The 24,931-nt window shown below is 56.2% G+C and carries 23 protein-coding genes; 9 read left to right on the forward strand and 14 right to left on the reverse strand.

Annotated features, from left to right (window positions below; translation table 11 throughout):
• Positions 1-124: 124 nt before the first annotated feature.
• A complete protein-coding gene (locus tag RBH33_RS09060) occupies positions 125-601 on the forward strand; it encodes a hypothetical protein (protein WP_306731853.1) in 477 nt (158 codons plus the stop codon).
• A gap of 13 nt (positions 602-614) precedes the next feature.
• Here the strand turns inward: RBH33_RS09060 and RBH33_RS09065 are convergent, their stop codons facing one another.
• A complete protein-coding gene (locus RBH33_RS09065; RefSeq protein ID WP_306731854.1) occupies positions 615-1,643 on the reverse strand; it encodes a 1-phosphofructokinase family hexose kinase in 1,029 nt (342 codons plus the stop codon).
• Between the two features lie 101 nt (positions 1,644-1,744).
• Here RBH33_RS09065 and RBH33_RS09070 point away from each other — a divergent pair, with 101 nt between their 5' ends.
• The 3 genes from RBH33_RS09070 to RBH33_RS09080 all read left to right on the forward strand — a co-directional run bounded on the left by RBH33_RS09070 (position 1,745) and on the right by RBH33_RS09080 (position 3,902).
• Positions 1,745-2,764 (forward strand): class I fructose-bisphosphate aldolase, encoded by a 1,020-nt coding sequence (locus tag RBH33_RS09070; RefSeq protein WP_306731855.1) that lies wholly within the window; start codon positions 1,745-1,747, stop codon positions 2,762-2,764.
• 86 nt (positions 2,765-2,850) lie between these two features.
• Positions 2,851-3,240, forward strand: coding sequence for a DUF1801 domain-containing protein (locus RBH33_RS09075; RefSeq protein ID WP_306731856.1), 390 nt, complete (start codon positions 2,851-2,853; stop codon positions 3,238-3,240).
• A gap of 275 nt (positions 3,241-3,515) precedes the next feature.
• Entirely contained in the window at positions 3,516-3,902 is a 387-nt protein-coding gene (locus RBH33_RS09080; RefSeq protein ID WP_306731857.1) for a hypothetical protein, read from the forward strand.
• Between the two features lie 177 nt (positions 3,903-4,079).
• On the opposite strand, the gene xerC is transcribed toward RBH33_RS09080, so the two are convergent.
• The 10 genes from xerC to RBH33_RS09130 all read right to left on the reverse strand — a co-directional run bounded on the left by xerC (position 4,080) and on the right by RBH33_RS09130 (position 16,832).
• Positions 4,080-5,000 (reverse strand): tyrosine recombinase XerC, encoded by a 921-nt coding sequence (xerC, locus tag RBH33_RS09085; RefSeq protein WP_306731858.1) that lies wholly within the window; start codon positions 4,998-5,000, stop codon positions 4,080-4,082.
• 82 nt (positions 5,001-5,082) lie between these two features.
• The gene (locus RBH33_RS09090) at positions 5,083-5,781 is read right to left on the reverse strand and encodes a DUF484 family protein (RefSeq protein WP_306731859.1); all 699 of its coding nucleotides are present in this window, start codon (positions 5,779-5,781) and stop codon (positions 5,083-5,085) included.
• Positions 5,781-6,611 (reverse strand): diaminopimelate epimerase, encoded by an 831-nt coding sequence (gene dapF / locus RBH33_RS09095; RefSeq protein ID WP_306731860.1) that lies wholly within the window; start codon positions 6,609-6,611, stop codon positions 5,781-5,783. Before dapF ends, RBH33_RS09090 begins: the two co-directional genes overlap by 1 nt.
• A gap of 90 nt (positions 6,612-6,701) precedes the next feature.
• Complete coding sequence (gene lysA / locus RBH33_RS09100; protein ID WP_306731861.1) at positions 6,702-7,949, reverse strand: diaminopimelate decarboxylase; 1,248 nt, start codon at positions 7,947-7,949, stop codon at positions 6,702-6,704.
• A 10-nt stretch (positions 7,950-7,959) separates the two neighbouring features.
• Positions 7,960-8,097, reverse strand: a complete 138-nt coding sequence (gene lptM, locus RBH33_RS09105) for an LPS translocon maturation chaperone LptM (protein ID WP_473752975.1) — start codon at positions 8,095-8,097, stop codon at positions 7,960-7,962.
• A gap of 431 nt (positions 8,098-8,528) precedes the next feature.
• A complete protein-coding gene (locus RBH33_RS09110) occupies positions 8,529-9,089 on the reverse strand; it encodes a gluconate 2-dehydrogenase subunit 3 family protein (protein WP_306731862.1) in 561 nt (186 codons plus the stop codon).
• Positions 9,089-10,774, reverse strand: a complete 1,686-nt coding sequence (locus RBH33_RS09115; RefSeq protein ID WP_306731863.1) for a GMC oxidoreductase — start codon at positions 10,772-10,774, stop codon at positions 9,089-9,091. The genes RBH33_RS09110 and RBH33_RS09115 overlap by 1 nt, the downstream gene beginning before the upstream one ends.
• A 49-nt stretch (positions 10,775-10,823) precedes the next feature.
• Complete coding sequence (locus tag RBH33_RS09120; RefSeq protein ID WP_306731864.1) at positions 10,824-11,723, reverse strand: hydroxypyruvate isomerase family protein; 900 nt, start codon at positions 11,721-11,723, stop codon at positions 10,824-10,826.
• 103 nt (positions 11,724-11,826) lie between these two features.
• The gene (locus RBH33_RS09125; protein ID WP_306731865.1) at positions 11,827-14,691 is read right to left on the reverse strand and encodes a class I adenylate cyclase; all 2,865 of its coding nucleotides are present in this window, start codon (positions 14,689-14,691) and stop codon (positions 11,827-11,829) included.
• Complete coding sequence (locus tag RBH33_RS09130; protein ID WP_306731866.1) at positions 14,688-16,832, reverse strand: PAS domain-containing hybrid sensor histidine kinase/response regulator; 2,145 nt, start codon at positions 16,830-16,832, stop codon at positions 14,688-14,690. The genes RBH33_RS09125 and RBH33_RS09130 overlap by 4 nt, the downstream gene beginning before the upstream one ends.
• A 300-nt stretch (positions 16,833-17,132) precedes the next feature.
• Between RBH33_RS09130 and RBH33_RS09135 the strand changes: the two genes are divergently transcribed.
• Both RBH33_RS09135 and RBH33_RS09140 read left to right on the forward strand, forming a co-directional pair.
• On the forward strand, positions 17,133-18,596 hold the full coding sequence (locus RBH33_RS09135; protein ID WP_306731867.1) for an SLC13 family permease: 1,464 nt from the start codon (positions 17,133-17,135) through the stop codon (positions 18,594-18,596).
• A gap of 194 nt (positions 18,597-18,790) precedes the next feature.
• On the forward strand, positions 18,791-19,903 hold the full coding sequence (locus RBH33_RS09140) for a helix-turn-helix transcriptional regulator (protein WP_306731868.1): 1,113 nt from the start codon (positions 18,791-18,793) through the stop codon (positions 19,901-19,903).
• Positions 19,904-20,038: 135 nt separating this feature from the next.
• Here RBH33_RS09140 and RBH33_RS09145 read toward each other — a convergent pair whose 3' ends face one another.
• Positions 20,039-20,875 (reverse strand): substrate-binding periplasmic protein, encoded by an 837-nt coding sequence (locus RBH33_RS09145; protein WP_306731869.1) that lies wholly within the window; start codon positions 20,873-20,875, stop codon positions 20,039-20,041.
• Between the two features lie 329 nt (positions 20,876-21,204).
• Between RBH33_RS09145 and RBH33_RS09150 the strand changes: the two genes are divergently transcribed.
• On the forward strand, positions 21,205-21,516 hold the full coding sequence (locus RBH33_RS09150; protein ID WP_306731870.1) for an HPF/RaiA family ribosome-associated protein: 312 nt from the start codon (positions 21,205-21,207) through the stop codon (positions 21,514-21,516).
• A 102-nt stretch (positions 21,517-21,618) separates the two neighbouring features.
• Here the strand turns inward: RBH33_RS09150 and RBH33_RS09155 are convergent, their stop codons facing one another.
• Together RBH33_RS09155 and RBH33_RS09160 are read right to left on the reverse strand one after the other, a co-directional pair.
• On the reverse strand, positions 21,619-22,485 hold the full coding sequence (locus RBH33_RS09155; protein ID WP_306731871.1) for an undecaprenyl-diphosphate phosphatase: 867 nt from the start codon (positions 22,483-22,485) through the stop codon (positions 21,619-21,621).
• A gap of 41 nt (positions 22,486-22,526) precedes the next feature.
• Positions 22,527-23,105 carry a TMEM165/GDT1 family protein gene (locus RBH33_RS09160; RefSeq protein WP_306731872.1) on the reverse strand — a complete coding sequence of 193 codons (579 nt, stop codon included), beginning with the start codon at positions 23,103-23,105 and terminating at the stop codon, positions 22,527-22,529.
• Positions 23,106-23,351: 246 nt separating this feature from the next.
• Between RBH33_RS09160 and RBH33_RS09165 the strand changes: the two genes are divergently transcribed.
• Complete coding sequence (locus tag RBH33_RS09165) at positions 23,352-23,903, forward strand: DJ-1 family glyoxalase III (protein ID WP_306731873.1); 552 nt, start codon at positions 23,352-23,354, stop codon at positions 23,901-23,903.
• 500 nt (positions 23,904-24,403) lie between these two features.
• The gene (locus RBH33_RS09170) at positions 24,404-24,901 is read left to right on the forward strand and encodes a hypothetical protein (RefSeq protein WP_306731874.1); all 498 of its coding nucleotides are present in this window, start codon (positions 24,404-24,406) and stop codon (positions 24,899-24,901) included.
• Positions 24,902-24,931: the final 30 nt, after the last annotated feature.

Consider the following 24,931-nt stretch of genomic DNA (forward strand, 5'->3'; position numbering starts at 1 on the left):
AGAGCCAATGGAAGACAGATACTCAGAAAGAGCGGGGTTTCCCCTCATGGCCCACTCTTTGCTTTTAGGCTTATTGGCCTTTTAGGTAAAACCTACTTCAATATTTGTCATTAGGAGGAACCCAATGAAATTGTCTGCCACTGCGGATCGAGTCAACAGCAATACACCGGAAGAGCTCAATGAGCGCATTCAACGCGCTACTGAAGCCTCCATTGAGTATCACCAGAATCATCCAGAGTTAATTGAACAAAGACTTCAAGAACTGAACGAGGAGTGGGACATTGAGCGCGCACTACAGACCAACGCCTCTGCGTTAATATTAGGCGGCAGCGTGTTAGGCCTGTTTGTGAACCGCTTATTTCTCACCGTGCCCCTGGGAGTCAGTGCATTTTTGTTGCAACACGCACTGCAAGGCTGGTGTCCACCCTTGCGAATGCTGCGCCAAAATGGCTACCGCACGGCAATGGAAATTGAAATGGAGCGCCACGCTCTGCAGAGTCTCAGAAGCAATGGCAAGGCGGGAGACGCTGAAAGACCCAGAGGAAATGGCCGCAAGGCAAAGGCCTCCGAAGGCAGCGGGCAGTCAGCGCAAAAATCGTAACAAGCCACCGACGTTATACGCCAGTTGGTGCCCGCTCCGGATGAGTCGACAGTTGGCGATATATGTCGTCCACTGTCGACATATCATCAATTTGATTGCCCGCCGTTTTCACTGCGGCGGTGGCCGCTGCAACCCCATATCGAAACGCTTCGGGCACCGAGTTGCCACGATGAAGCTGATAGGTCATAACCGCTACAAAACTATCGCCTGCCCCCACATGGCTAACAATTTTTGTCGGCGGTGGCGTTAGCGCCCATCGGTCGCCTGCGCGGCTCACCAATAGCGCCCCTTTCGGGCCCAAGGTGACCACTAAAACTTCCACATAGCCTTTGGCTACAATATCTTCCATCGCCGTCAATTGTGCTTCGGGATCGTCCGGGCCAGTGTAGCCAAGTTGCGCGAACTCCTTTCGATTGAGCTTAGCAAGATACACGCCTTCATCGAGCGGTGGCTGTAGGGCAGAACCGGAGACATCCAGCACAACCTTAGTGTTTCGCTCCGCGGCCGCTTTGGCGACGCGCCCATAGAAATCGCTGGGGGTTCCCCGAGGTAAGCTGCCACTAATGACTAGGTACTCGGGCGCCGGGTCCATAAAGCTGATTCTGTCCAGGCACAGCTGCCATTCAGAATCCTGTAGCACAGGCCCGGGAAAAACAAAGTGATACATTTTTGTGGTAGAGGTTTCGGTGAGCGCCAGGTTTTGCCGCGTTTCGCTGTCCACCGGCACACCTAGGCAGGGCAAACCTTCGTCGCGCAGCAGTCGCTCTAAAAGCTCGCCATTTAAGCCGCCACGGGGGAACACCGCCAGCACATCCGCACCCAGGCGTCGCAAGTTACGAGCGACATTAATGCCGCCCCCACCGGGCTGACGTCCAGTTTCCTGGCAGCGTGTTTTACTTTCATCAAGAAGACGCTCAGCGGTTCCGAACAAATCCACTGAGGGGTTCATGGTTAAGGTAATAATGGCACTGATAGCTCGCACTCCTTCGGTTGCAGTCGCGGGGCTTTCAATCAAAAACAGCGCGCGCTTTTTCCTAGCCATTATAGCGAGTGCATAGGCCCAAATGTTGAGGTAGATCAAGTTGGGAAGCGGAAATGACGAGTAGCATAAATCTGAAGGACGAACCCAGGAGAGGCTAATTCATGTCGTACTTTAGAGAGTTGCAAGCGACCATTGATGATCTCGCGGACCCGCACCGGGGCATATTGGCGGCGGACGAAAGTAGCGGCACCATCGCCAAGCGATTCGAAACGGTGGGGGCGGAAAATACCGAAGATAATCGGCGCTGGTATCGGGACATGTTGTTTTCCGCCCCGGAAGTCGGCAAGTATCTGAGCGGTATCATATTGTTTGAAGAAACTCTCAACCAGACCGACACTCACGGCACGCCCTTTCCCGAGTTGATCGTCAACCAGGGCATGGTACCGGGAATTAAAGTGGATTTAGGCAAAGGATCTCTACCGGGCGCATCCGGCGACATGATCAGTTATGGTCTGGATGGCCTGGCGGACCGGCTCGCCACATACCGGGAGCGCGGCGCACGCTTTGCCAAGTGGCGCAGCGTTTATCCAATCACCGATCATAACCCGACACCTTTGGGCCTATCCGCTAATGCCGAGGTCCTGGCTCGTTACGCGGCCGAGTGTCAGGCCGCAGGAATCGTCCCCATCGTGGAGCCGGAAGTGCTGATCGACGGCAACCACAGCATGATGCGCGCGGCGCGTGTGAATGAACACGTTTGGCATTCGGTGTTTCATGCCTTGCACCAGCACGGTGTTACCCTGGAGCACATGATTCTAAAACCCAGCATGGTTACGCCCGGGAAAGCCATCGGCAAAGCCTCCCCCGATGAAGTGGCCGAGGCGACACTGAACAGCCTGTTGCGCACGGTGCCCGCCGCCGTACCCAGCATCAACTTTCTCTCCGGCGGACAAACCCCCACCGAAGCCACTGCAAACATCAACGCTATTAACCAGCACGGCACGCGCGCGCCCTGGTTATTGAGCATTTCCTTCGCCCGCGCTTTGCAGGAGCCCGCATTGGAAGCCTGGGGTGGAAAACCAGAAAATCACGATCGAGCGCAAGCGGCGTTTTTGAAGCGGGCACGACTGAACAGTTTGGCACTGCAGGGTGAGTACTCTGAAGATATGGAGAATCGTTAGTCGGGTGCGTTAGCTTTTGCACTGGTTAGCGATGAACCTTGCTACCCGTGTGCGAGATAACGCCACGAAAGAAAAGGAGCACACCCATGCATGAGGACGTACAAACCTACATCCAAGCACAAGTTCCAGAAGATCGTGAAATTTGTGAATTGCTGGCGAAGGAGATCGAACACCATCTTCCCGAGGCAGAGAATAAACTGTGGCATGCACACCCCGTCTGGTTTCTAGAAGGCAATCCCACTGTGGGCTTCAGCAAACTCAAGAACTGCATACGCTTGCTCTTTTGGAGCGGGCAGTCCTTTGAGACTGAAGGACTAAAAAAAGAAGGCAGTTTCAAGGCCGCCGAGGCCCGCTACTCCCACGTTGAACAAGTCGATACACACAAGTTGAAGCAGTGGTTGGCTGAAGCTCGTAATATTCAATGGGACTATAAAAACATCGTCCGCCGCAAAGGCAAACTGGAGCGACTTAAGTAGTCAGTCTCCCGCTCTCGCCCAAACGTAATGGCTTTCATCCTCGTCCTCGCGCCCACATACGGCCACCGAAATTCTAATGATTGCGCTTTCACATTCCCTGTTCGTGCACCAAGCGGCATATAAAAGCGCTTGCTAAGACGTGTGCCAGATAGTGCAAAAGAATCTAGCGAAATCTGCCCCAAATCGCTCACCTTGACCGATACTTAAAGACGAGGAGCAGGGCACTTCCTGGATCCTCCCACCACAATACTGTCAAGGCAGTAAGGAGGTGTTAGATGACCATGAAAACAACAATGGTTTCCACCCTGGCGATATGCGCCTTTCTCTCAACGGCGGCTACCGTCGCAACCAACGACCATCCCATTTGGAACGACGGGGTTAATTCCGCTCTCGAAGCTCTAAATCTCAGTGAGCAAGAAGCCATTGAGGTTCAAAGCGCGGTCGAACAATTTCGAGAGGATAGACGCAGCGCCAGCGATACTCTGCGTAGTACCGGTGAGAACCTGCCACCGCAGGAAGAAATACTCGCGGTTCGAACTTACTCGGAAGCCAGTCTGGAAGAACGCCTCGCGCATTTGCTCTCGGAAGAGCAGCTGGAGACACTGATGGCTGCCATCCACGAGCAACGTGAACAGCAGTTACGGTTACAGGCGCAACGCTGATCGGTTGTGTAGTCGCTAATCGCGCGTCCGCTATCGGCGCAGGCGCCGTGTGGGAGTTCGCGTGAAAAAATCTTACAACTCGGGGCAGCGCCCTTCGAGTTTAAGAACGCTGTGCTGTACTTTTGATTAGGCCTTCCATGCGAGGCCGGATATGGATATTCATCGCAAGTCGATAATTCAATCCCCAGACTTTTTCCTCTGCGCACGCGGGTGCGCCTGATCATAAACTTTCGCCAGATGTTGGAAGTCCAGGTGGGTATACACCTGGGTGGTGGAGATGTTGGCGTGGCCGAGCAGCTCCTGCACCAGACGCAGGTCGCCGCTGGATTCGAGCATGTGGCTGGCGAAGGAGTGGCGGAGCATGTGCGGGTGCACGGGGTTGTCCATGCTCTGGCGTTGGCTCAGTTGCTGCAAGCGCAGTTGAATGGCGCGGTGGCTGATGCGCCGTCCTCGGGCGGTGATGAACAGCGCTTGCTCGTCAGCGCTGACAGCTTGTGTGCGAACCGCCAGCCATTGTCGTAATGCGGCAATGGCTTGTTTTCCCACCGGCAGAGTACGGGTCTTACTGCCTTTACCAGTCACTACCACCAGGGCGTCCTGCAAGTCGATATCCTGAATATTCAGACCGGCGACTTCGGCCAGACGCAGGCCGGAGGAATAGATCAGCTCCAACAGCGCGCGATCACGACGGTCCAGAAAGTTATCGCCGGACAGCTCCACAAATTGGCTGGCCTGATCGGCATCCAGCACTTTGGGCAGTTTCTTTTCGATCTTTGGCGCTTGCAGATCTTCAGCGGGGTTGTACTTGAGCCAGCCGCGGCGGATGGCAAAGCGGAAGAAGGCGCGCAGTGATGACAGCCAGCGGCGCAGGCTTTTACCGCTGAGCCCGGCGCGGTGCAGTTGCGCTAGGTTTTGGCGCACGCTTTGGGCGTTGATTTGATCGAACTGAGTGATGTTGTGGTGCTGGCAGTAGGCGAAGAATTTTTTCAGGTCGCGTGCGTAGCTTTCCTGGGTGCGGGGGGAAAGTTGCTTTTCGCTGCGCAGATAGGAGTCAAAAGCCGTGCGCTCGTCAATAAAGGGCTCGGTAGCGTCGGTCATGGAAGCGGCCTCTTTTTTATCCACCTGCGGAGCGGGCACGGCCGTGATTTTTTTGTTTTCGTGACCGCGGCGCGGATTCAGCTTAGCGCGGCAGGTAGCTGGGCAGCAAGCGATTTAGCACTTCGGCAATGTACCCCAAAAACAAGGTGCCCATACTGGAGCGGTAGTAGTGAGGATCGCGATTGCCGATAGCCAGCAAACCGAACGCGGTGCCGTGCACCAAGGGAACAGTGGCGACGGAGCCAATGTGTTGTGCCTGTTTGCCGAACAGGAACTGCAACTCGGCGTCGCCCAGGGTGCCGCACATGGCGCGATTGTTTTTTAGCAAGGGGCCTATGTGCTGTTTGGCTTCGCTCAGCGTGACGATTTTTGCCTGACTGCTGGGAATTTTTTCTTCGTGGCCAAAAAACAGCAGGCTGGTGTAATGAATCTCGTAATCTTTGTCGAAACTGTAAAACAACGCATCGACGATATCACCCAAGTCATTGCCTTCCACCAGCGCTAATACCAAGCGTTTGGTTTTATCAAACAGCTTGTCATTTTCCCGGGCGTTGTCCAACAATTTGCTCAAACGATGACGCATGTCCATATTGCGTTCTCGCAACACGGACACCTGACGTTCAACCAAGGATACGGCCGGGCCACTTTCGTGAGGCAGGTTCAAGTCCGCCAACAGACGCTTGTTGTGCACAAAAAAATCCGGGTGCTCTTGCAGGTACTCACACACCTGTTCGGCGCTCAGTCGAGTACTCGGGCGGCTGTCTTTGGGCTTATCTGACATTATAGTTTTACCTGTCCATGAAATACGGTAGTGGCCGGGCCTGTCATGGTGACTGGTTGGCCCGGCCCCGGCCAGTCGATGGTCAACCGACCGCCGGGAAGATTGACGTTAACGGTGGCGTCTAGCAATTGGCGCTGGCGCCCGGCCACCACGGCGGCACAAGCGCCGGTGCCGCAGGCAAGCGTTTCGCCCACGCCGCGTTCATACACGCGCAGGTTGATTTCAGCCCGGGAGACAATGTGCATAAAACCCGCGTTCACCCTTTTGGGGAAACGGGGGTGGGACTCGACCAGAGGCCCAAGCTCCTCGACAGGCGCGTTGGTCACATCGTCCACCAGGGTGACGGCGTGAGGGTTACCCATGGACACGGCGGAAACTTCCAAAACGCGACCATTCACTTCCAGCTCGTACACGGGCGCTTGGGCTGAGGCCTGAAACGGAATCGCCGCTGGCTCCAGTTGTGGCACGCCCATGTTGACGCTGACGTCACCATTTTCCAGCACGTGAAGTGTCATATCGCCGCCAGCGGTTTCCACCCGAATGGTGCGCTTGCCGGTTAGGCGGCGATCCAGGACGAAGCGGGCGAAACAACGTGCGCCATTGCCGCAGTTCTCCACTTCTCCGCCATCGGCGTTGAAGATGCGATAGCGAAAATCCATATCCGGGCGGGTGGGGTGTTCCACCACCAAAACCTGATCGCAGCCCACGCCAAAATGACGGTCCGCCAGTTGCCGGACTTTGTCGGCACCGAGACGCACCTTTTGGCTGACGCCGTCGATGACGACGAAATCATTGCCCAAGCCGTGCATTTTGCTAAACCGCAGGCGCATGTCCCATCCTTACCAAACTGCTATCACGATCATTCAACGTTTCGGCTGACTGAGTTCTTTGGTGGGCCAAGCCCACCTCACCATACACCGCTAGGGTAACAGCTGCTCGCCCCGCAGTTGATCCTCTAACGTTTCCCGCGCCCGAGCCAAGTGGGCCTGGTCGCCATCGACGACCACTTCGGCCGCCCGGCCACGGGTGTTGTAGTTGGAGCTCATGCTAAAACCATAAGCACCCGCAGACATTACCGCCAGCAAGTCGCCCTGCGCCAGCGCCAGCTCGCGCCCTTTGCCCAGAAAATCGCTGGTTTCACATACCGGGCCCACCAGATCCCAGGTTTTTGTTTCGTTGGCCTCAGACGGCTGTACGGACACGATGTCCTGCCACGCCTGGTACAGGGCCGGCCGCAGATTGTCGTTCATGGCGGCATCAATGATGGCGAAGTTCTTGTGCTCCGCAGGCTTTAGGTAAAGCACACGCGTGAGCAGCACACCGGCATTGGCGGCAATGGAGCGCCCGGGCTCGAACATCAAGCTCAGCGCCCGATCGCCCAGCCGGGTTTTGATGGCCGTCATGTAATCACTGATGGGCGGCGGTGTTTCATCCCGGTAGGTCACCCCCAAACCACCACCGAGGTCCAGATGGCTGATGTGAATACCTTCAGCCGCCAACCCATCCACCAGCCGCAACAGCCGGTCGAGAGCGTCCAGAAAAGGGGAGATCTGGGTCAACTGGGAGCCGATATGGCAATCCAAACCCTTGACCACCAGACCGGGCAGGGCCTCAGCCCGGCGATAAACCGCTGGGGCGCGCTCAATGTCTATGCCGAATTTGTTGTCTTTCAGCCCGGTGGAAATATACGGGTGGGTCTGGGCATCCACGTCCGGGTTGACCCGCAGGGAGATATGCGCCGTTTTACCCAGAGCGGTGGCCACGTCATTCAGCTGTTCCAGCTCCGCCTCGGACTCGACGTTAAAGCAGTAAATGCCCACTTCCAGCGCCCGAGCCATTTCCTCACGGGTTTTGCCCACGCCGGAGAACACCACGCGGGCGGGATCTGCACCCGCGCGCAGCACGCGCTCCAGTTCGCCACCGGAGACGATGTCAAAACCCGCCCCCAGGCGGGCCAACAGATCAAGCACGGCGAGGTTGGAGTTGGCTTTGACCGCATAGCAGATCATGCCCGGGTGATCACCCAGCGCCTGGGCGTAAGCCAAATAGCGCTCGGTAAATGCCGCCCGGCTGTAAACATACAGAGGCGTGCCGTAGCGCTCCGCCAACTCAGCCAGTGGAGTCTCTTCTACATAAAGTTCGCCTTCACGGCGTTGAAACACGTGCATGGGGTCCGAATTACTCCTCGTCGCCGGCCTCCTGGGCCGAACTATCGTCATTATCTGGTAGGTAGAGCGGGCCCTTTTGACCGCAGCCCGCCACCAACAGCAGTGCCGCCAGAAGGCCGGCACAAACGGGCATACGCCAAATTTTCATGACGGTTCCTCTCGCCGGATAGGGTGAAAAAACAGTGGGGCAGTATAACCGCGCCCCGACACAGCCACAACAAAAGGCCGCGCGCCGCGTGGCCCTGGACAGACGTCATAAGTTGTCGTGAGCGAGGGGGAAATGAGGAAGGGGAAAGTGGTCGGCGCTTAAGCGCCGACCACTCGGGTTAGCGGGCGGTTGAAAAACGTTTTCGAGGCAGGCGATGCCGACAACTGCTCCTGCGTTGTCTAATACATGCCTTCCCTGGCATAAAAGGCAAAAACAGGCGAAAAAGCGGACGCCTACACGGATGTAGGCGGTAGGGCGTCGCAGGAGCCAAAGCCGAGTTTATATGCAATAAATGAGCATTTTGATCGGACTGGCGCACCAGCCTGTTTTTAACGCCGCAGCGGCCACGCAGATAGTTTTTCAGCAGCCTGCTAGGTAGCCCAGGCCCGATCGCCCTCTTCGTAGGGCATACAGCCATCGAAGTGGCCGGGAATGGCCACATAACGAAGCACTTCAGTACCGCCTACCTTTGAGGTGAAGAAGCTGAACAGGGTCAGCTGCTTGATCATGGTGAAGTAATGCGGATCCTCGTGGTTGAGATTGTACTCCCGCGCTTCCCGGTCTAATTTGGTCACCACTGCATGACGCTGCTCCGGTGTCAGCTGCAGAAAGTCCCGGCCGAACTCGTTTTGACTGGCCACATCGATCTGCGGTATCCCCCGGTGGAAGATTTCTTGTTCCTCCGGAGTGTAGGTGTTGTTCACCATTACAGTCATATGAGCACCAACCTCGGCATCCTTAGCGCCCGGCGTGTCGGTACGGGGGATGATGGTTTCCGCCACTTCATCGAGCAGGATCACGTCCTGAGAAGTGAAGCTCTTGTCGAGCTCAGTTTCGGTGCGGGCGCAGCCCGCAGCCAACAGGGTGCTGCCGCCAATCATGGCTGTGCCGGTGGCGGCTGCAATACACTTTAAGAGTTCGCGCCTGTTCATCACAGATTACCTTTCTTCAGTTCTTTAACAGCGAAGTCCGCCGCTCGGGCGGTAAGCGCCATGTAAGTTAGAGACGGGTTCACGCAAGAGGCGGACGTCATACAAGCTCCATCGGTTACGAACACGTTCGGGGCATCCCAGACTTGGTTGTTGCCATTGAGTACGGAGGTTTTTGGATCCCGCCCCATGCGCGCGGTGCCCATTTCGTGGATACCCATACCCGGCGCGTAGCCCCAATCGCCACCGCCTACGTCTTTCACGCCCGCCGCTTCGAAGATCTCCACGGCATCCTGGATCATGTCCTTCCGCATGGCTTTCTCGTTATCCCGAATTTCCACGTCCATGGCCAGCACCGGCAAGCCCCAGTGGTCGGTCACATCCCGATTTAGGTAGGCACGGTTTTCGTGATAGGGCAGCATTTCGCCAAAGCCTGTCATGCCGATGGTCCACACGCCCGGTTCACTTAGGGACTGTTTCAGCTCTGCGCCAATGCCCATTTCGGCAACGTCGCGGTTCCAACCCTGGCGACTGGCCGAGCCCTGATAGCCAAACCCGCGCAGGTAATCGCGCTTGTCGCCGTTGACGTTCCGGAAGCGCGGCACGTAGAAGCCGGTCGGGCGCCGGCCGTAGTAGTACTTGTCCAGATAACCCTCGACGCGCCCACCCGCGCCCGCGCGGAAGTGGTGGTCCATGACGTTGTGGCCCAGCTCGCCACTGCTGCTGCCCAGACCATCCGGCCAGATGTCTGTGGCGGAGTTCATCAGAATCCAGGTGGAGTTAAGGGTGGAAGCATTCAAGAACACGATGTTGCTGGTGAACTCGTATGTTTGGTTGGTTTCCGCATCAATGACTTCAACACCGCGTGCACGCTTGTTGTCTTTGTCGTACAGCACTTGGGTAACGATGGAGAAAGGCCGCACGGTCAGGTTCCCGGTAGCCACAGCCGCGGGCAGAGTGGAAGATTGTGTGCTGAAGTAAGCTCCGAAAGGACAACCCAGGCCGCATTTGTTGCGGTGCAGGCAGCCGGTACGGTTTTGTTCCGGCAGCGCCACGGAGTTGTTGGCGGGACGGCCAATAATCAGATGGCGCTCCCCTTTAAATGCCTTTTTAATGCGCGCGGCTACGTCTTTTTCGACACAGTTCAGCTCGAACGGGGGTAGGAAATTGCCATCAGGTAGAACCTCCAAGCCATCGCGGTTGCCGCTGACACCCGCGAAGGGCTCAACGTAATCGTACCAAGGCGCTACGTCCTCGTAGCGGATGGGCCAGTCAACGGCGATACCCTCACGGGCATTGGCCTCAAAGTCCTCTTTGTTGAAACGGTAGCTCTGCCGACCCCAAAGCAGGGAGCGACCACCCATTTGGTAACTGCGATACCAGTCAAAACGCTTTTCTTCGATGTAAGGACTTTTTTGCTCGTCGGTCCACCAGCCTAGCTGTGCCTCATTGAGCGGAAAGTCGCGTTTCAAGACCGGGTAGTCTTCCTTCATTTGCTGCGTGGGCACATTGCGGTGTGGGTAATCCCAAACTTCCTTGTGCGCGTTAGTGTAGTCTTTGATGTGTTCAAGATTGCGGCCACGCTCCAGCATAAGAACCTTGAGCCCTTTCTCGGTCAGTTCTTTGGCGGCCCAGCCGCCGCTGATACCGGAACCGACCACAATCGCATCGTAATGATTATTCGCCATAGTTACTTCTCATTGCCTGTTGTAGTGAGCGGCCAGAGGCATTGGGACCTCAGACATCACAAATTTGTATCGCCGTTTTCAACGACTGAATCTTACCTTCAATTGAATCCCGGGTGGGAATAAATTCCTGGGCCACGTAACCATCGAAACCGGTGTTTTTTATTGCCCGGGCTATGGCAGGGTAGTAGAGCTCCTGGGTATCGTCGATCTCGTTGCGCCCCGGCACACCCGCCGTGTGGTAGTGACCGAAGTACTCATGGTGATCAGTGATAGTGCGAATGATATCGCCTTCACTGATCTGCATATGATAAATATCGTAAAGTAACTTAAAGTTCGGTGAGCCTAGGCGTTTACACAGCTCTATGCCCCAGGGGCTGTTATCACACATATAGTCTGGATGATCGACTTTACTGTTAAAAAGTTCCATCTGAATCACCACGCCGCGCTTTTCGGCCTGCCCCATGATCTGCTTGAGGCCCGCAACGGCGTTCTTGAGGCCAGTTTCTTCATCCATGCCCCGAGCATTGCCGCTGAAGCAGATGAGGTTGCGGTAGCCGGCCCCGGCCACCAGATCAATGTGCTTGCGGTAGCGCTCAATCAGTTCGGGGTGATACTTGGTGTCCGCCCAACCCTCTTCCAGGCTAATCTCGGCACCGTTGCACATGGAGCAATCTACCCCTTCTTCTTTAAGGATATGCCATTCGTTGGGCCCCACCAAATCAATGGCGCTAAAGCCGAGGCTTTTGACTACCTCGCACAGTTCTTCCAGGGAAAGCATATGGAAAGGCCAGCGGCACACGGCGTGGTTAATATTGCCTTTCAATTGTAACGGATTGGATCCTTGCTCCGCCGCCATGGCGGTCAGCCCGGTCGTTCCCAGGGCAGTGATCCCCACAGTGCTGGCAACCAGGTTGCGCAGCAGTGTGCGTCTATCTAGGGAGTGGCTCATAATGTTGCGTCCTTTGGGATTGTTATAACTTTATCTTATTAGAAAAATTATCGGATAAATCGCGGGTCAAGACTAACCCCTTTATGAGCGCATTTCCAGACTGTTAGAGTTGCTGTAGGGCCAAGTCCAGGCGCTGCTCAAGCTCCGCCTTGATGCTCAAGTAATGACTCAATTGCAGCCCGCCCTGGGGGGCCAACAGATCCCGGCATTGAGACAAGTCGAGATCAGTAATATAGCAGGGATAACGCTGGCCGCCTTGGCGACGCTCCAGAATGCAGACCGCCACAGCGGAAAACAGATCCTCCCCGTGTTCCAGCTCAGAGAACTCCTGCTCGTCGCAATAAATGGTGTAGTTGAGCCCTGAATCCAAGGCGGGTTCGGCGATGACCTGGATGCTGACAAAAGCCAGTTGATTGATGTCGCTGGTGATGCTGCGCGCCTCCAGGTAGCCGCGCCCGTTGTCTCCCTGCCACTCATAGAATTCCACCGAATAATCGCTCGCGGGCTCGCGAGTCAGATCCGGCACCAAATTCTGCCGAGTGAGCACAGAGAGAATAAAATAGTGTAAGGGCCTAAGCAGTGTCTGATGGCTGTAGTAGGGCATGTCCACGCTAAACAACGAAGCCTTTTCGTCCAGCAGAGTGACTCTGGCCCGATCCTCCTCAACTTGATAGAGCACGTAAATTCCCGGCCGGCCGGCCACCTCGCACAACAGCTTTACGGGCTGGCCCATGAGTGCGTAACGGTCCACAACCAAGGGGCTGTATTCCAACTGGGGCGCGCTCAGTTTTTCCAACAGCGCGGAGCGGGTTTTGAAACGTAAAATTTGTGGCTGCTGTTGTACAAACTGCAGCAGCAGGTATTCGTCGCCGGTTTCCAGTAGGTAGCGGCTGTTGGCCGGGCGGGTACCGGAATAGTAACAGCCGACCAAGTCGCGCCAGAGCTCTTCCAGGCGCTGAACCACCACCGGGCCCTGATGGGTATTCAGACAGCGAATGGTCAACTCTGGTGGTGCCAGTCCACGCCCCGGGGGCACTAGGCGGAAGTAAAACAAAAGGCTATTTACCAGCGGGTCTCTGCTGTAATTCCGGCACACAATTTCCCGCCAGCTGTTGACCTGGACTATATCCACGGTGAGTACCAGATTTTCTCGCAGGCCACTGTAATCCAGTGCGTCCTGTCGGTTGCTGAGCAGGTGCAAGCCTTTTTTGCGCAATGCCTGCTGCGGCTCCGCCCCCAGATTGAACACCATGAGCAATCGGTTCGGCACGGCGCCGCTTTTAAACGCTTCGTGAGCCGGCCTGGTCATGGGCATCGGCAACCACTGGCGGAACGCTTGCAGTAAGTGCTGCTTCTGCGCTTCATCCAGCTCCCACTCAGCGCCATCCACGTCAAGACGGGTATTCATGCTGAGCATGCCGTTGCAATAACACCAGAGAAACAGCTCTAAAAAATACCGGGATTTTTTAATCGCCGGGACCGTATTCGTGCGCCCCAATACGTCTGCACGGGCGCCGCGGTAAAGCTCCCAGAAACCGGGATTGCCCTCGGTATCGGGCTGGCGCATGAGACAGAGTGCCGGCTCTTCCAGGTCGTCCGAAATGCCCGGGTTTAACCATTCCACTTTACCGGCTTTACGTTCGAAGGCCGCGTGCAGTTTTCGGCCCAGCACCATCAATTCTTCATCGCTGATGGTCGCATCCATGTGCGTGGCTTTGCTGATGCCACTGATCAGGCGATAGCTGGCACTGAGTTCGGAAACCAGAAATGTGCGTTCCGCAAGCACGTCGGGCGCTTTCCAGTGGCGGCGACTGTCAAGCATGTACACTTGGTGAGGGCGCCATCGCCATTCTGCCACCAGTGCTTCCAGCAATTGGCGCTGCCAGGATTTTTTCCCGCCAACAGGTGTGCGTGTCAGCGGTTTATTGACTTTAAAGTACAAACACCGGCGCACCAGCTCAAGGCGCTGCGTTTGCCCACGCCCGCGCAGGTAAGCCGCCAGGCGCCGGTAAACCATAACGTACGCGTCCAGCTGGTTGGGGTCCGGTTCGCGCGCATAAAGGGCGGCTTTAAATTCCAGCGCCAGGGGTTCGCGTCCTTCGTCGGCGGCGTACACTTCCAGCAGCAACAGTTTCAGCATGGATTTGTACGGCGCTTCTATGCCTTTGTACAAATGCCAAATGCCAGCACCCACGAATTCATTCATGGGCGTTTCCGAAACACCGCCAAAATCGATAACGTCGTTAGCGCGTACAAAACGCTGCCGCAATAAAGTGTCGGCGTAGGATTGGTAGTTCGCCTCTTGACTGGCGGGCACGAACCACCACAGCGGTACCTTTCCCGCCAGCCAGAGCGCGGTGCGGTAGAACTCATCCAGCAGTAAATAATGTTGGGCGCTGCCACTGCCCTCGCTGGTCAAGTTACCCAGCTGGCCCAGTTGAAAACGGCTCGGGTCCATCAAAAAGAAGTGTACCTCCAGGCGAATGTGTTGTTCCGCCCAGCGAGACAAGTGCTGACACTTAAGCCGTAACTGCGCCAGCTCCTCGCCGTTTAACGCGGGGTTGTGGCACACCCAGATATCCAGGTCACTGCTTTCGGACTGGCCAACGGTGCCCACGCTGCCCATGATAAAAAGGGCATCAATACTCATCCGTCGTGTGGCTAGATCGCTGTTGTAGCGAAAGCTGCGCGCCTGCCCCTGCGCCCGCCGAAGATCTTCTTTACTGGGTTTGTAGTGCGCGACACCGGAAGGCGTCTGATGAGAAACATACCCAGGTAGCATGGGGTGGTTAACGTGGAAAATTAACGGCAGGAGTTCTAAAAAGTCTTGTTGGCGCTCAGAAAGGCCCGTCAACGTACGCCGATAACGCTCGCGATTAAGAGCTACAAAACGCTGCTTAACGCGCTGCAATAACTTGCGATCAATGCCGTCACTCAGGTCATGAATATCTATGACCTTTGCGCTCATTGGTCTTGACACTCATCGTCATTCCGGTAACTGTCGCTAACATGCATAACGGAAACATCCAGGCTTTGCCGAATCTCCACACAAAGGAGCTCGGGCTTTATCGGTTTACTGAGATAGCCGTTCATACCGGCCTCCAAACAGCGCTGCCGATCATCGCGCATGGCCTGGGCTGTGAGCGCGACAATGGGAATATCGGCGCGGTAGGCGCCGGCGCGAATCGTTCGAGTAGCTTCAAAGCCATCCAGCTCAGGCATTTCCAAATCCATTAGAATGACATCGAAGCCGTCCGGGTCCTCCTCCAGACATTCGAGCGCTTCACGTCCGTTCTCCGCTAGAGTGGCCACGGCCCCGAACTTTCTCAGCATCCCCAAGGCCACCAGCTGGTTGACTTTGTTGTCCTCCACCAGCAGCACTCGAACACCGATGAGTCCTGAGTCTGCACCCGTCTTTAAACCGTGCACTGTGTGCTCAAGCTGACCATTGAACACCTGGACCAGGGCGTCAAACAAACGCGATTCGCTAATGGGCTTGCTGAGAAAGGCATCAATTGCATCCGCCGTGACGTATGACTCAAATATTTCGTCGCGATGGTAAGAGGAAATAAGAAACACGTAAGGTTTGCGGGTAAGGGAGTGATCTGCCTTAATTAAGTTGGCAGCCTGAAGCCCGTTAGTCCGGGGCATCTTGTAGTCCATCAGCACCAGATCGTAGGGCTTGCCTTCCAAGGTGGCCTGCCGAAGAATTGCCAATGCTTCGTCAGCGCTATGGGCTGAGTCTGCAGCCATGTTCATACCCTCGAGGGTATTGGCAAGTATATCTCGGGCCAGCAAGTTGTCGTCGACAATCAGTGCGCGTAAATTTTCAAAGCGGTGCGGCTCATCCTGCAGTACTCTAGCGCCAATATGGCTGTGCTCAAATTCGATACTGAAATGCACACTGCAGCCGCGGCCCAATTCGGTATCAATGTGCATGCAACCATTCATCAAACTCACCAGATGATGGCAAATGCTCAAGCCAAAACCGGCTCCAGCCTCGGTCAACTGCTCGCCTTTGGTCTGCAGTAACGTCAGCAGCCGCTGCGCCTGCTTAGGGCACATGCCAACACCAAAATCGGTAACGGAAAAGTTCAGCACTACCGATGCCTGATCACTGTGTTCCAATTCAGCTTTCACCAGCACTCGCTTGCCACCGGAGTGTTCAAGCGCATTGTTCACAAGATGACTCAAGATTTGCGTCAACCGGGGCGCGTCACCACGATAGAAACGTGGCACGGCGCGATCAATGTCATAAATAATTTCCACATCGCGATGAAATGCACTGACCTCAAACAAGCGCGATAAGCGCTCGAGCACCAATTCCAAATCAAAATGAGCGTGCTCAAGAATAATCTTGCCGGTTTCCAGTTTGGAAAAATCTAACAGCTGGTTGACGATGTGCAGCAGCGAGTCAGAAGCCGCGTTCATGCTGTCCAGATAACCCCGCTGTTGCCGGGTCAGTTTGGTGTCCTGGAGCAAGTGCCCCAAGCCCACCATGGCATTTAAGGGCGTGCGTATCTCGTGACTCATGCGCGCCAGGAACTCGCCTTTGGTTTTATTCGCCAAATCGGCTTGGGTTTTGGCGGACAGCAATTGCTCTTGTGTTTGCACGAAGTCCGTAATGTCCGCATTCACCCCGACACAGCGACGGGGCCGGCCTTGCTCATCCCGCTCAAAATACTTAGCGCGGCAGTAGACCCATACCACCTGGCCATCCTTGTGGCGCATCCGAAACTCCAGGGTGAAATTTTCTCGCCCGGCTTCTAGCGCCGCTTGAACCTGTCGCCGGACGTTCTCGCCATCCTCGGGCAGCACGAACACTTCATGAAAGGTTTGCAGGGTCTGGGGCAGATGGTCTTCGTGATACCCGATCATGCGCAGGTAACTGGGGCTGTAATAAACCTTGTCAGTGATAAGATCCCAGTCCCACAGGCCGTCCCGTGAGGCCTCCATAGCGTACTGGAAAAGGGTATCCCGTGCGGCCAGCTTTTCCATCTGCCGCTGGGCTCCCTCTTGGGCGCTTACTTGAGCCTGCAAGCTAGCCAACTCAGATTCAAGTTGCTGAATGCGTTTATGGGGGGGAATTTTGTCCGAGCCCTTCGTCATGGGTTGCCGCGCCTCACCGTATAGCCTGCTGACTTGTGCAAAATGTTGCCTCCCTTGCACTTCGTCGAGGCCAAGCGAACCCAGAACGAATGCGGCTGAAGAGTCCTATGGATGCCTCTTTTTACCCGTCGCCACAAAGGGTACTACTCTGTGACTGCGGGAGTGCCCGTTAGTTATCGGAATTGAGGCGCACACCTTTATAAGGCTAGATCATTTTGGGCCCTTTGCCAAAGGCAGGGGCCGAATTGGGCTATGATGGCCTAACCGAAACTTGGTGATTTTTAACACGGAAAGAGGGTTATGGAAAAGCTGTTGACGCCTCGCCAAGGGGCCGCGCTAGCGGGCCTGCTGGGCTTTATTGCCACATGGGTACTGGAGGCTCCCACGGGCTTGAGTACTGACGCTTGGCGGGCATTGGGCCTGACCTGGCTGATGGCCGTATTTTGGATTGCCGAGGTACTGCCGTTGGCGGTAACGGCACTGCTGCCCATTCTTTTGGCCCCCACCCTGGGCTTGAGCCCGGTAGACAGCGTGACGCGCAGTTATGCGCACCCGTTGATCTTCCTGTTCCTGGGCGGCTTTATTCTTGGTATGGCCATGGAGCGCTGGCGCCTGCACGAGCGCATCGCCCTAGGTACGCTAAGTATTTTAGGCGGCACACCAGCCAGAGAATTGGCGGGCTTTATGCTCGCCACCGCCTTTTTAAGCATGTGGGTCAGTAACACGGCCACGGCGATTATGATGCTCCCCATCGCTCTGTCGGTGGTGCATTTGCGCGGCGCCCCGGCGGCGAGTGAGGGCAACCCCTACGCCGTGGCTCTGCTGCTGGGTATCGCCTACGCCGCCAGCATTGGCGGCATCGCCACCTTAATCGGTACGCCCCCGAACGCGCTTCTGGCCGCCTACCTTTCTGACCAGCACGGCATAGCGATTGGCTTTGCCCGTTGGATGCTCATAGGCGTACCCGTGGCACTGACCATGCTCGCCCTGGCGTGGTTCTGGCTGGCGTTCGCTGTGGCCAAGGGCGCAACTGCGGGCACGGATCAGCCCGGCACGGGAGGTAAGCAGAGTCATGCCATTCTGCGCCAGCGCCTGGCGGAGCTGGGCGCACTCACCCGCATGGAGTGGCGCGTCGCGCTGGTATTTTGCGCAACGGCGCTGGCATGGATTTTTCAGCCGCTACTGGCTCGCGCCATGCCGGGTGCAGGGATTACGGACACCGGTATTGCCATTGCCTGCGCCATACTCCTGCACTTGCTGCCGGCTGGCGACGGCAAAGGATCAAGGCTGATGGATTGGGAAACCAGCCAGCGCCTGCCCTGGGGGGTACTGCTGTTGTTTGGTGGCGGTTTGGCGTTGGCGGGGATTATTCAGGATTCCGGCCTGGCCAAGGCCATTGCCGAACAGTTAAGCGTCCTGGCAGGGGTACCAGTACTGCTGGCGATAGGGGTGGTTACCCTGACGGTGATATTTTTAACGGAAGTCACCAGCAACACCGCCACGACAGCGGCCTTTTTGCCGCTGTTGGGCGCTTTAGCCCTGTCCATAGGTTTACCAGTGGAGGCTCTGGTAATTCCCGCCGCCATCGCGGCCAGTTGCGCCTTTATGCTGCCGGTGGCGACGCCACCCAACGCCATCGTCTTTGGTTCCGGCGAGTTAAGCATCAAGCAAATGGCCTCGGCGGGACTGGTGCTTAATTTGGCCGGTTTGTTAGCGGTCACACTCGCGGGCGGCCTCTTGGTTCAGTGGGGCATATTCAGCTGAGGGCCCGAGTAACAACCAGCCAACGATCGAACAAAAAACACTCAAAAAATTACCATTGGTGGTCTTTGACGCTATAATCAGCAACAGGCCATGGTCCGGCGCTGATGCAGCCAGCAAGGAATTACGGCACAAGGTTCCCGCAATAGATGGGGTTCAGGCGAGGTTTCGCGCCTTCTGCACGGTAAAGAATAACAATGAAGATCAACGAAGAGCGGTGGTTGGCCGTGGTGGATCAGTTCCACGCCGCCGCGATGGGGGAGAGCGGATGGGTGGATTCCCTGTCCGCCCTGGCTTTGGCTACTGGATCACGGGCGGGGGAGCTGATTGGCCTTGGCTCGGCGCATACCATTCCTTTCCACTGGTTCTCTGGCCTGGAGCAAGAGTGGTTTGATGACTTCCTGGCCTACGACGGCGGCAACCCGGCGGTCAATCCTTTTATCCGCGTCGGCTCTCAGTGCGCGCCGCTGCAAGTACGCTCCAGTGAGGAGTTTGTCACGAAAGAGGAACGGCGCAGTAACCCGTTTCTTACTGAGCATCTCGCCCGCTTCGATGCGCCCTACATATGCCTTACCCCTCTGGTGAAAGATCCCGGCTCGCTGGTCGGGCTGGCAGTAATTCGAAGCTCAAGTGACGGAGAAATCACCCCCGAGCAGCGCGCCATTTTTACTTCCATCGCACCCCATGTACGCTCAGCCGTGCGCGCGCAAACCATCCTGGAGAATCAAGGCGCCCAGCTTATGGCGGGAACCTTGGAAGCCCTGTCCATGGCCGTGTTCGTGTGCGATTCCTCTGGCCGGGTGCGGAGCCTGACACCGAACGCTGAAATCCTAGTAGGCCGTTCGGGGCCGTTGCGATTAAAAGGCGGCACGTTGACTACGTCGAACCAAGTCGACACCCGAGCGCTGGCTGACGCCATTCGAGCAGCCGGAAGAGAACTACGCCCCGGCGCCCCCCATTCGGCCACTGTGTTGGTGCGCGGACTGAACGGTGAACCCACAGTTCTGGAGGTCATTGCGGTACCCCGTCGGGAAAACGCCTTCAGTTTTGAACCGCGCGTACTGGTGGTGGCGAAAGGGTCGGCGACCGAAACTTCTTCCGTAAAATTATTGTTAAAAGCCGCCTACGGACTTACGGATGCAGAAGCTCTGGTTGCCCTGGCACTGGCCGATGGACTAGCGCCCGAGCAGATTGCCGCCCAACGCAGTGCGGCGATAAGCACTGTGCGTAAGCAAATTGCTTCGGTCTATGAGAAGTTGGGTGTGCACCGACAGATCGAGTTGATCGCGCATATTCACCGGCTGCGCTAAGCTAAAGAATCAAAAGTGGCCCTCCCAGGCCAGAAGCAATCCTTTCAAGCATAGTACCGACGCGCTCAGCAGCGCGCATACCCAATATTGGGTAAAAATACACAATAATCGATCGCAGAAGCCTACTGCTCAGCGTTAATCCCGAGCGGGATTGGGATCTTTCGGGGGAAGGAGGGGTTCGAACCAGAGTTCCGCACGCTCCAGGGGCGTTTGCTCTGTAAGCAGGGGATTCTCCAACCGCAACACCGTTCGGCTACTCAGGTTCGTGCGTTCAATGTCTGCTCCAAAATGGGCCATAAAGATTGTGTCGAACGAACCGTCGGCTATAGCGATGTTCAGGCCTTTCTCCACGGCCTCGGCCAGCTTGTCATTCTCCCTGGCGACGAAAAAGTAGTAGGCGGTCGGGTAGTGAAGGGCGAGCGTTTGTTCCAGCACCAGGCCCTGATTGGAGAATTGCACCAGTTCGTTTTGGACTTCCATGGCACTGCGCGGAAAATAATCCACCCGGCCGGATGACAACATTCTGAACATCCCTTCCCAACTCGCCGAACGAATGACGGAAAAGCCGTTGCGCTGCAAAATGGGGGTATCTGGCCAGTCGTGGCCCTGAACGGTCCTCAGTTCTTTCAATTCCTCCACGCTGGATATACCCGCAAAGCGCTCTTGATCCTTTTCATTAATCAGGAACACCCGCCAGCCGATCATCCCCTTAAAAAGCGGGATACGGATAGGGCGCAGGCGCGTTTCCCGCTGCCTATTGGTGTGCAGCCAATGAATATCGTATATGCCCTTGGCCAGTGACAGTTCGCTGCGGATTTCTCGAAACTCGGGCAAGATTACGGTTTCAAACCGGTAATCAAGGCCGGCCTTGTCCAAGGCAAGTGTTAGGAGTTCCAAATAATAGTCGTGGTTGTACTGCTGACCGTTGTCGTTGGTCAAGACGGGATAGCGAACCACAAGTGTATCCGCCACTACCTTTTCGGCAGGGGCTGCCTGGCTCGTTGCGGCCAGCAGCCACAGGAGACAGGCGAACGCATTGGGAGGAGCAGCTCTAATGGCTGTCTTAGTGCGCCTAATAAACCTCAAAGTGGCCCCTTGTTCATTTTTTAACCGGCACTGAGCTCAGAATACCGACAACTTGCGGCTACGCCAATAAGTATAGTCGCCCGTTGGCAAAACGTGGCACTCGACTCTACCGAAAGCGGCATTCAACACCCTGCTTCAGGAAGTGGACATTGCGCTGAAGACACTGTCAAAGTTCACAGGGACGAGGTTTTCATCACTCACCAAGAGGGCAAGTTATGCAAATCCAAGTGAATACGGACAACAACATCCAGGGACAACAATCGCTGGCAGAAAGAGTGAGAGAGACAGTGGTGTCGAATCTTGGCCGCTTCGAGCGCCAGATTACCCGGGTGGAGGTGCACCTGAGCGACGAAAACGGTGCGAAGTCCGGTGCGCAGGACAAGCGCTGCCTGATGGAGGTTCGCTTAGGCGGGCGGCAACCTATGGCGGTTACGGACCAATCCGACTCGCTGGAGCAGGCGATCAATGGCGCCGCCAAAAAGATGAAAACCGCCCTGGGTAGCACCTTGGGGCGCCTAGATCGCTAAAATAGCGGCCCGAGCCGAGGCCCAGTGCCTTGGCTCGAGGTTTCAACAAAGCTATAAGCTATTGCCAACACCCAGGTGCTGGCGCCGGCTCACCGGTGAGCCTTAAATTACTGCTGGGTCCAGATACCCAAAGGCCACCACGGCAGCCAGCACCCACAGATAGAACGAAAACACCTTCAGGCGCGCCCGATACAGGAAAAAGAGCACCAGGCGCAGCGCCAAAATGCCTACCAGCGCCGCCACCACGAAACCCACCAATAGGACCGTGTAGTCCAACCCCTGAAGTCCACCCAAACGATAAACATCAATGGCTTGCACCGCCGTGGCGGCCAAAATGGTGGGAATCGCCAGAAAGAAGCTGTACTCAGCAGCCCAGCGCCGCTTAAGCCCCGCAAACAGCGCGAACGTAATGGTCATGCCACTGCGGCTAAGGCCGGGGATCAACGCCAACCCCTGCGCAAAACCAATGATAACTGCAATTCTGGGGCTGATTTTGCGCAACCCAATTGGGCGCCGGCTCAGCCCGTCCGTAAACCAAAGCAGCAGCCCCGTGATGGTCAGCGTACCCGCCACCATCAACGGCGACGCAAAAAAGTGCATAAAGCCGACTTTGAGGGTCAATCCGATTATTGCCGTGACGAACACCGACAAGGCGCACAGCAAAGCCAAACGTAAAAACAGCAACTCCCGACCGCCGCCCTGGGAAGCGGCCCACTGGTAGCCGTCGCGCACCACACCCGTGGTGACTTTGGACAAACTGGGCCAAAAGACCACCGCGATGGACACCAGAGTGCCCACATGGACTACCAAATCGAACAGCACCATTTCCGCGCTTTCCGGCGCCGGCAAATCATACCCCTGACCAATCAACCAATGTTGGGTAAGTACCAAATGCGCGGTGGAACTCACTGGCAAGAACATGAAAACGCCCTGAACCACCCCCAGCAAAACCGCGATCCAAATCGCCATAGATCTCCTTATGTGTGAATCACTGCTCTAGTAGCGCCGATTCAAAAGCCAAAGTAAGCATCCAACCCAGTCAAAGCTGCTACGCCTAAAAGCACAAAAAGCACCGCAGCCACAGCGTGGACCACCTTGACGATAGCGGGTGTGGTCAACCGCTCACCCATGAAAACCGCCGGAACGTTGGCAATCATCATGCCCAGCGTTGTACCCATAACGACCGGCACAAACGCGGAGTACTGGGCCGCCAAAGCGGCGGTAGCCACCTGAGTTTTATCGCCCATTTCGGCCAGGAAGAACGCGACCAGCGTGACCCCAAACACACCCAAGCGGGGAAATTGCGTGTCTTTTTCCTCCAGCTTGTCGGGAATCAACACCCAAATGCCCATACCGATAAACGACAAGCCAAGCACCCAGCGCAGCACCTCGGCCGGCACCACCGCGGCAAGCCAAGCGCCGATAATGGCAGCGAATGCATGGTTAACCAACGTCGCCACCAGAATACCGAGGATGATGGGGACTGCTGCGCCCCGATACCGAGCGGCAAGCACAAACGCCAGCAGTTGGGTTTTGTCACCAACTTCCGCCAGCGCCACAATGCCTGTTGAAATAAGGAAAGCTTCCATGGGGAAAACATCTCGAGCGGGACCCGATAGGCCCAATAATGCGTGAACGGCGCGCGCCGAAGCGGATTGTAGGCCAGCGTAATACGGGCTGGCAAACCGCGACAAGAACGGAGGCACCTGTATTCTGGGCCGAATTTGTACACACGGTTGCGCATCACAGGCTGATCATGAGAGTGGCTTTGGAACTCCGACAAAGCGCTCTCCTCTCACAATAAGTGAACCCGTACCTCTACAAGGAGACTCCCCATGACCGCCACCGCACTGGTGCCCATTGCCAACGGCAGTGAAGACATTGAAACCGTCACCATCATCGACATCCTGCGCCGCGCCGGGGTGGACACCCTGGTCGCCAGCGTGCACGATCAACCAGAAATCACCGCCGCCCGCGACACCCGCATTACCGCCGATGGCGTGCTGGAAGAATGCCTCGACCAGGATTACGACCTAATCGCCCTCCCCGGTGGCCCCGGCGCCAAACACCTGCGCGACTGCGCGCCACTCATTGATGCCTTAAAACAACAACGCGACCGCGGCGGCTGGTACGCCGCCATTTGCGCCGCCCCCGCCGTCGTACTCGCCCACCACGGCCTGTTGGACGGCCTAAAAGCCACCGCCTTTCCCGACGTGCAGGAAGACCTGCCCGATCGCTCCCGAGCTGATGAACGAGTCGTGACCGACGGCCACTGCATCACCAGCCAAGGCCCAGGCACGGCCTTGGAATTTTCCCTGATGCTGGTGGAGAAACTGTGTGGGAAGGTTAAGCGGGATGAGATCGAGTCGCGGTTGGTTATGCCTTAGGTTTTCTGCCCCATCTCGTGCATCAGGCCAACAGCTCCACCATCGGTCATCCCCGCGAAGAGGATCCATTCCCCCTTCGCACAGAAAACCTGGTTTCCCGCCTACGCGGGAATGACTGAAAATCCCCCCTTCGTCATCCCCGAATCGGGGATCCACCGCTCCCTTCGCACAAAAGACCTGGATTTCCGCCTTCGCGGAAATGACTGAATGGACCCCATCGTCATCCCCGCGAACGCGGGGATCCATTAGGTAAAGAAATTACGGGATTAACCGTTTTGAAGCGGTGCCCCGCTTCTGACTCCCCGTCACCCCCACACAGAGAACAACGAAACGAAAACTGGAGAGGTTTGTATTACGGCTCGGAGGCTGACTTAGAGCCTTTCCTGGGCTATTCTAGCGACAGAGCGTGATCTCCACCCCGTGTTTCGCTCGGACGCACTTCGTCAAAGCGTATTACCGCCAATACTGCAGGTTTTGCTGAAAAACAAGGAATAATAAAAATGGACCCGATCTCTGCAATTTTCGCCGCATACATTGAAGCGGTGTCGTTAGACATCCACAGCACAATGACCGAAACCATGGGTACCGAACTAAAGGCCATGGTCATTGAGTACGAAGGTGAAACAATCCCATTCCAGTACCAAATGTGGCGCGTGCGCGATAAAAGCGTGTGCGCGAGCTCCAGTCATGACACCATTGCCTACTCGCGCTGCACCATGAAAGCGCAATCCATGTTTCAAGAATTATGCTCAGAGTTAAGCCGAAACCGGAAAAACCACTGGAAGTACGTCAAAACCCAAAACATGTACTGCAATGCGGCCGTGTCCTTCAGCCCGACGGTGGCGACCATCTCTGCCCCTTCTGAGCAGACGACGGCGCAAGCGGCACGGCAGAGATGTAACGTTGCCATTGCGAATGCCGTAGGTTCTTCAGATCCAGCGCGACTCGCTGAGCGAAATACCGCCTGTACCGAATATGAAAAAATAAAAGCCGATTGATCTTCTCTTTGGGCCGATGCGAGCGTGTGA

It is taken from the genome of Marinimicrobium hydrolyticum (genome assembly GCF_030848505.1).
Taxonomy (GTDB): Bacteria; Pseudomonadota; Gammaproteobacteria; order Pseudomonadales; family Cellvibrionaceae; genus JAVDDU01.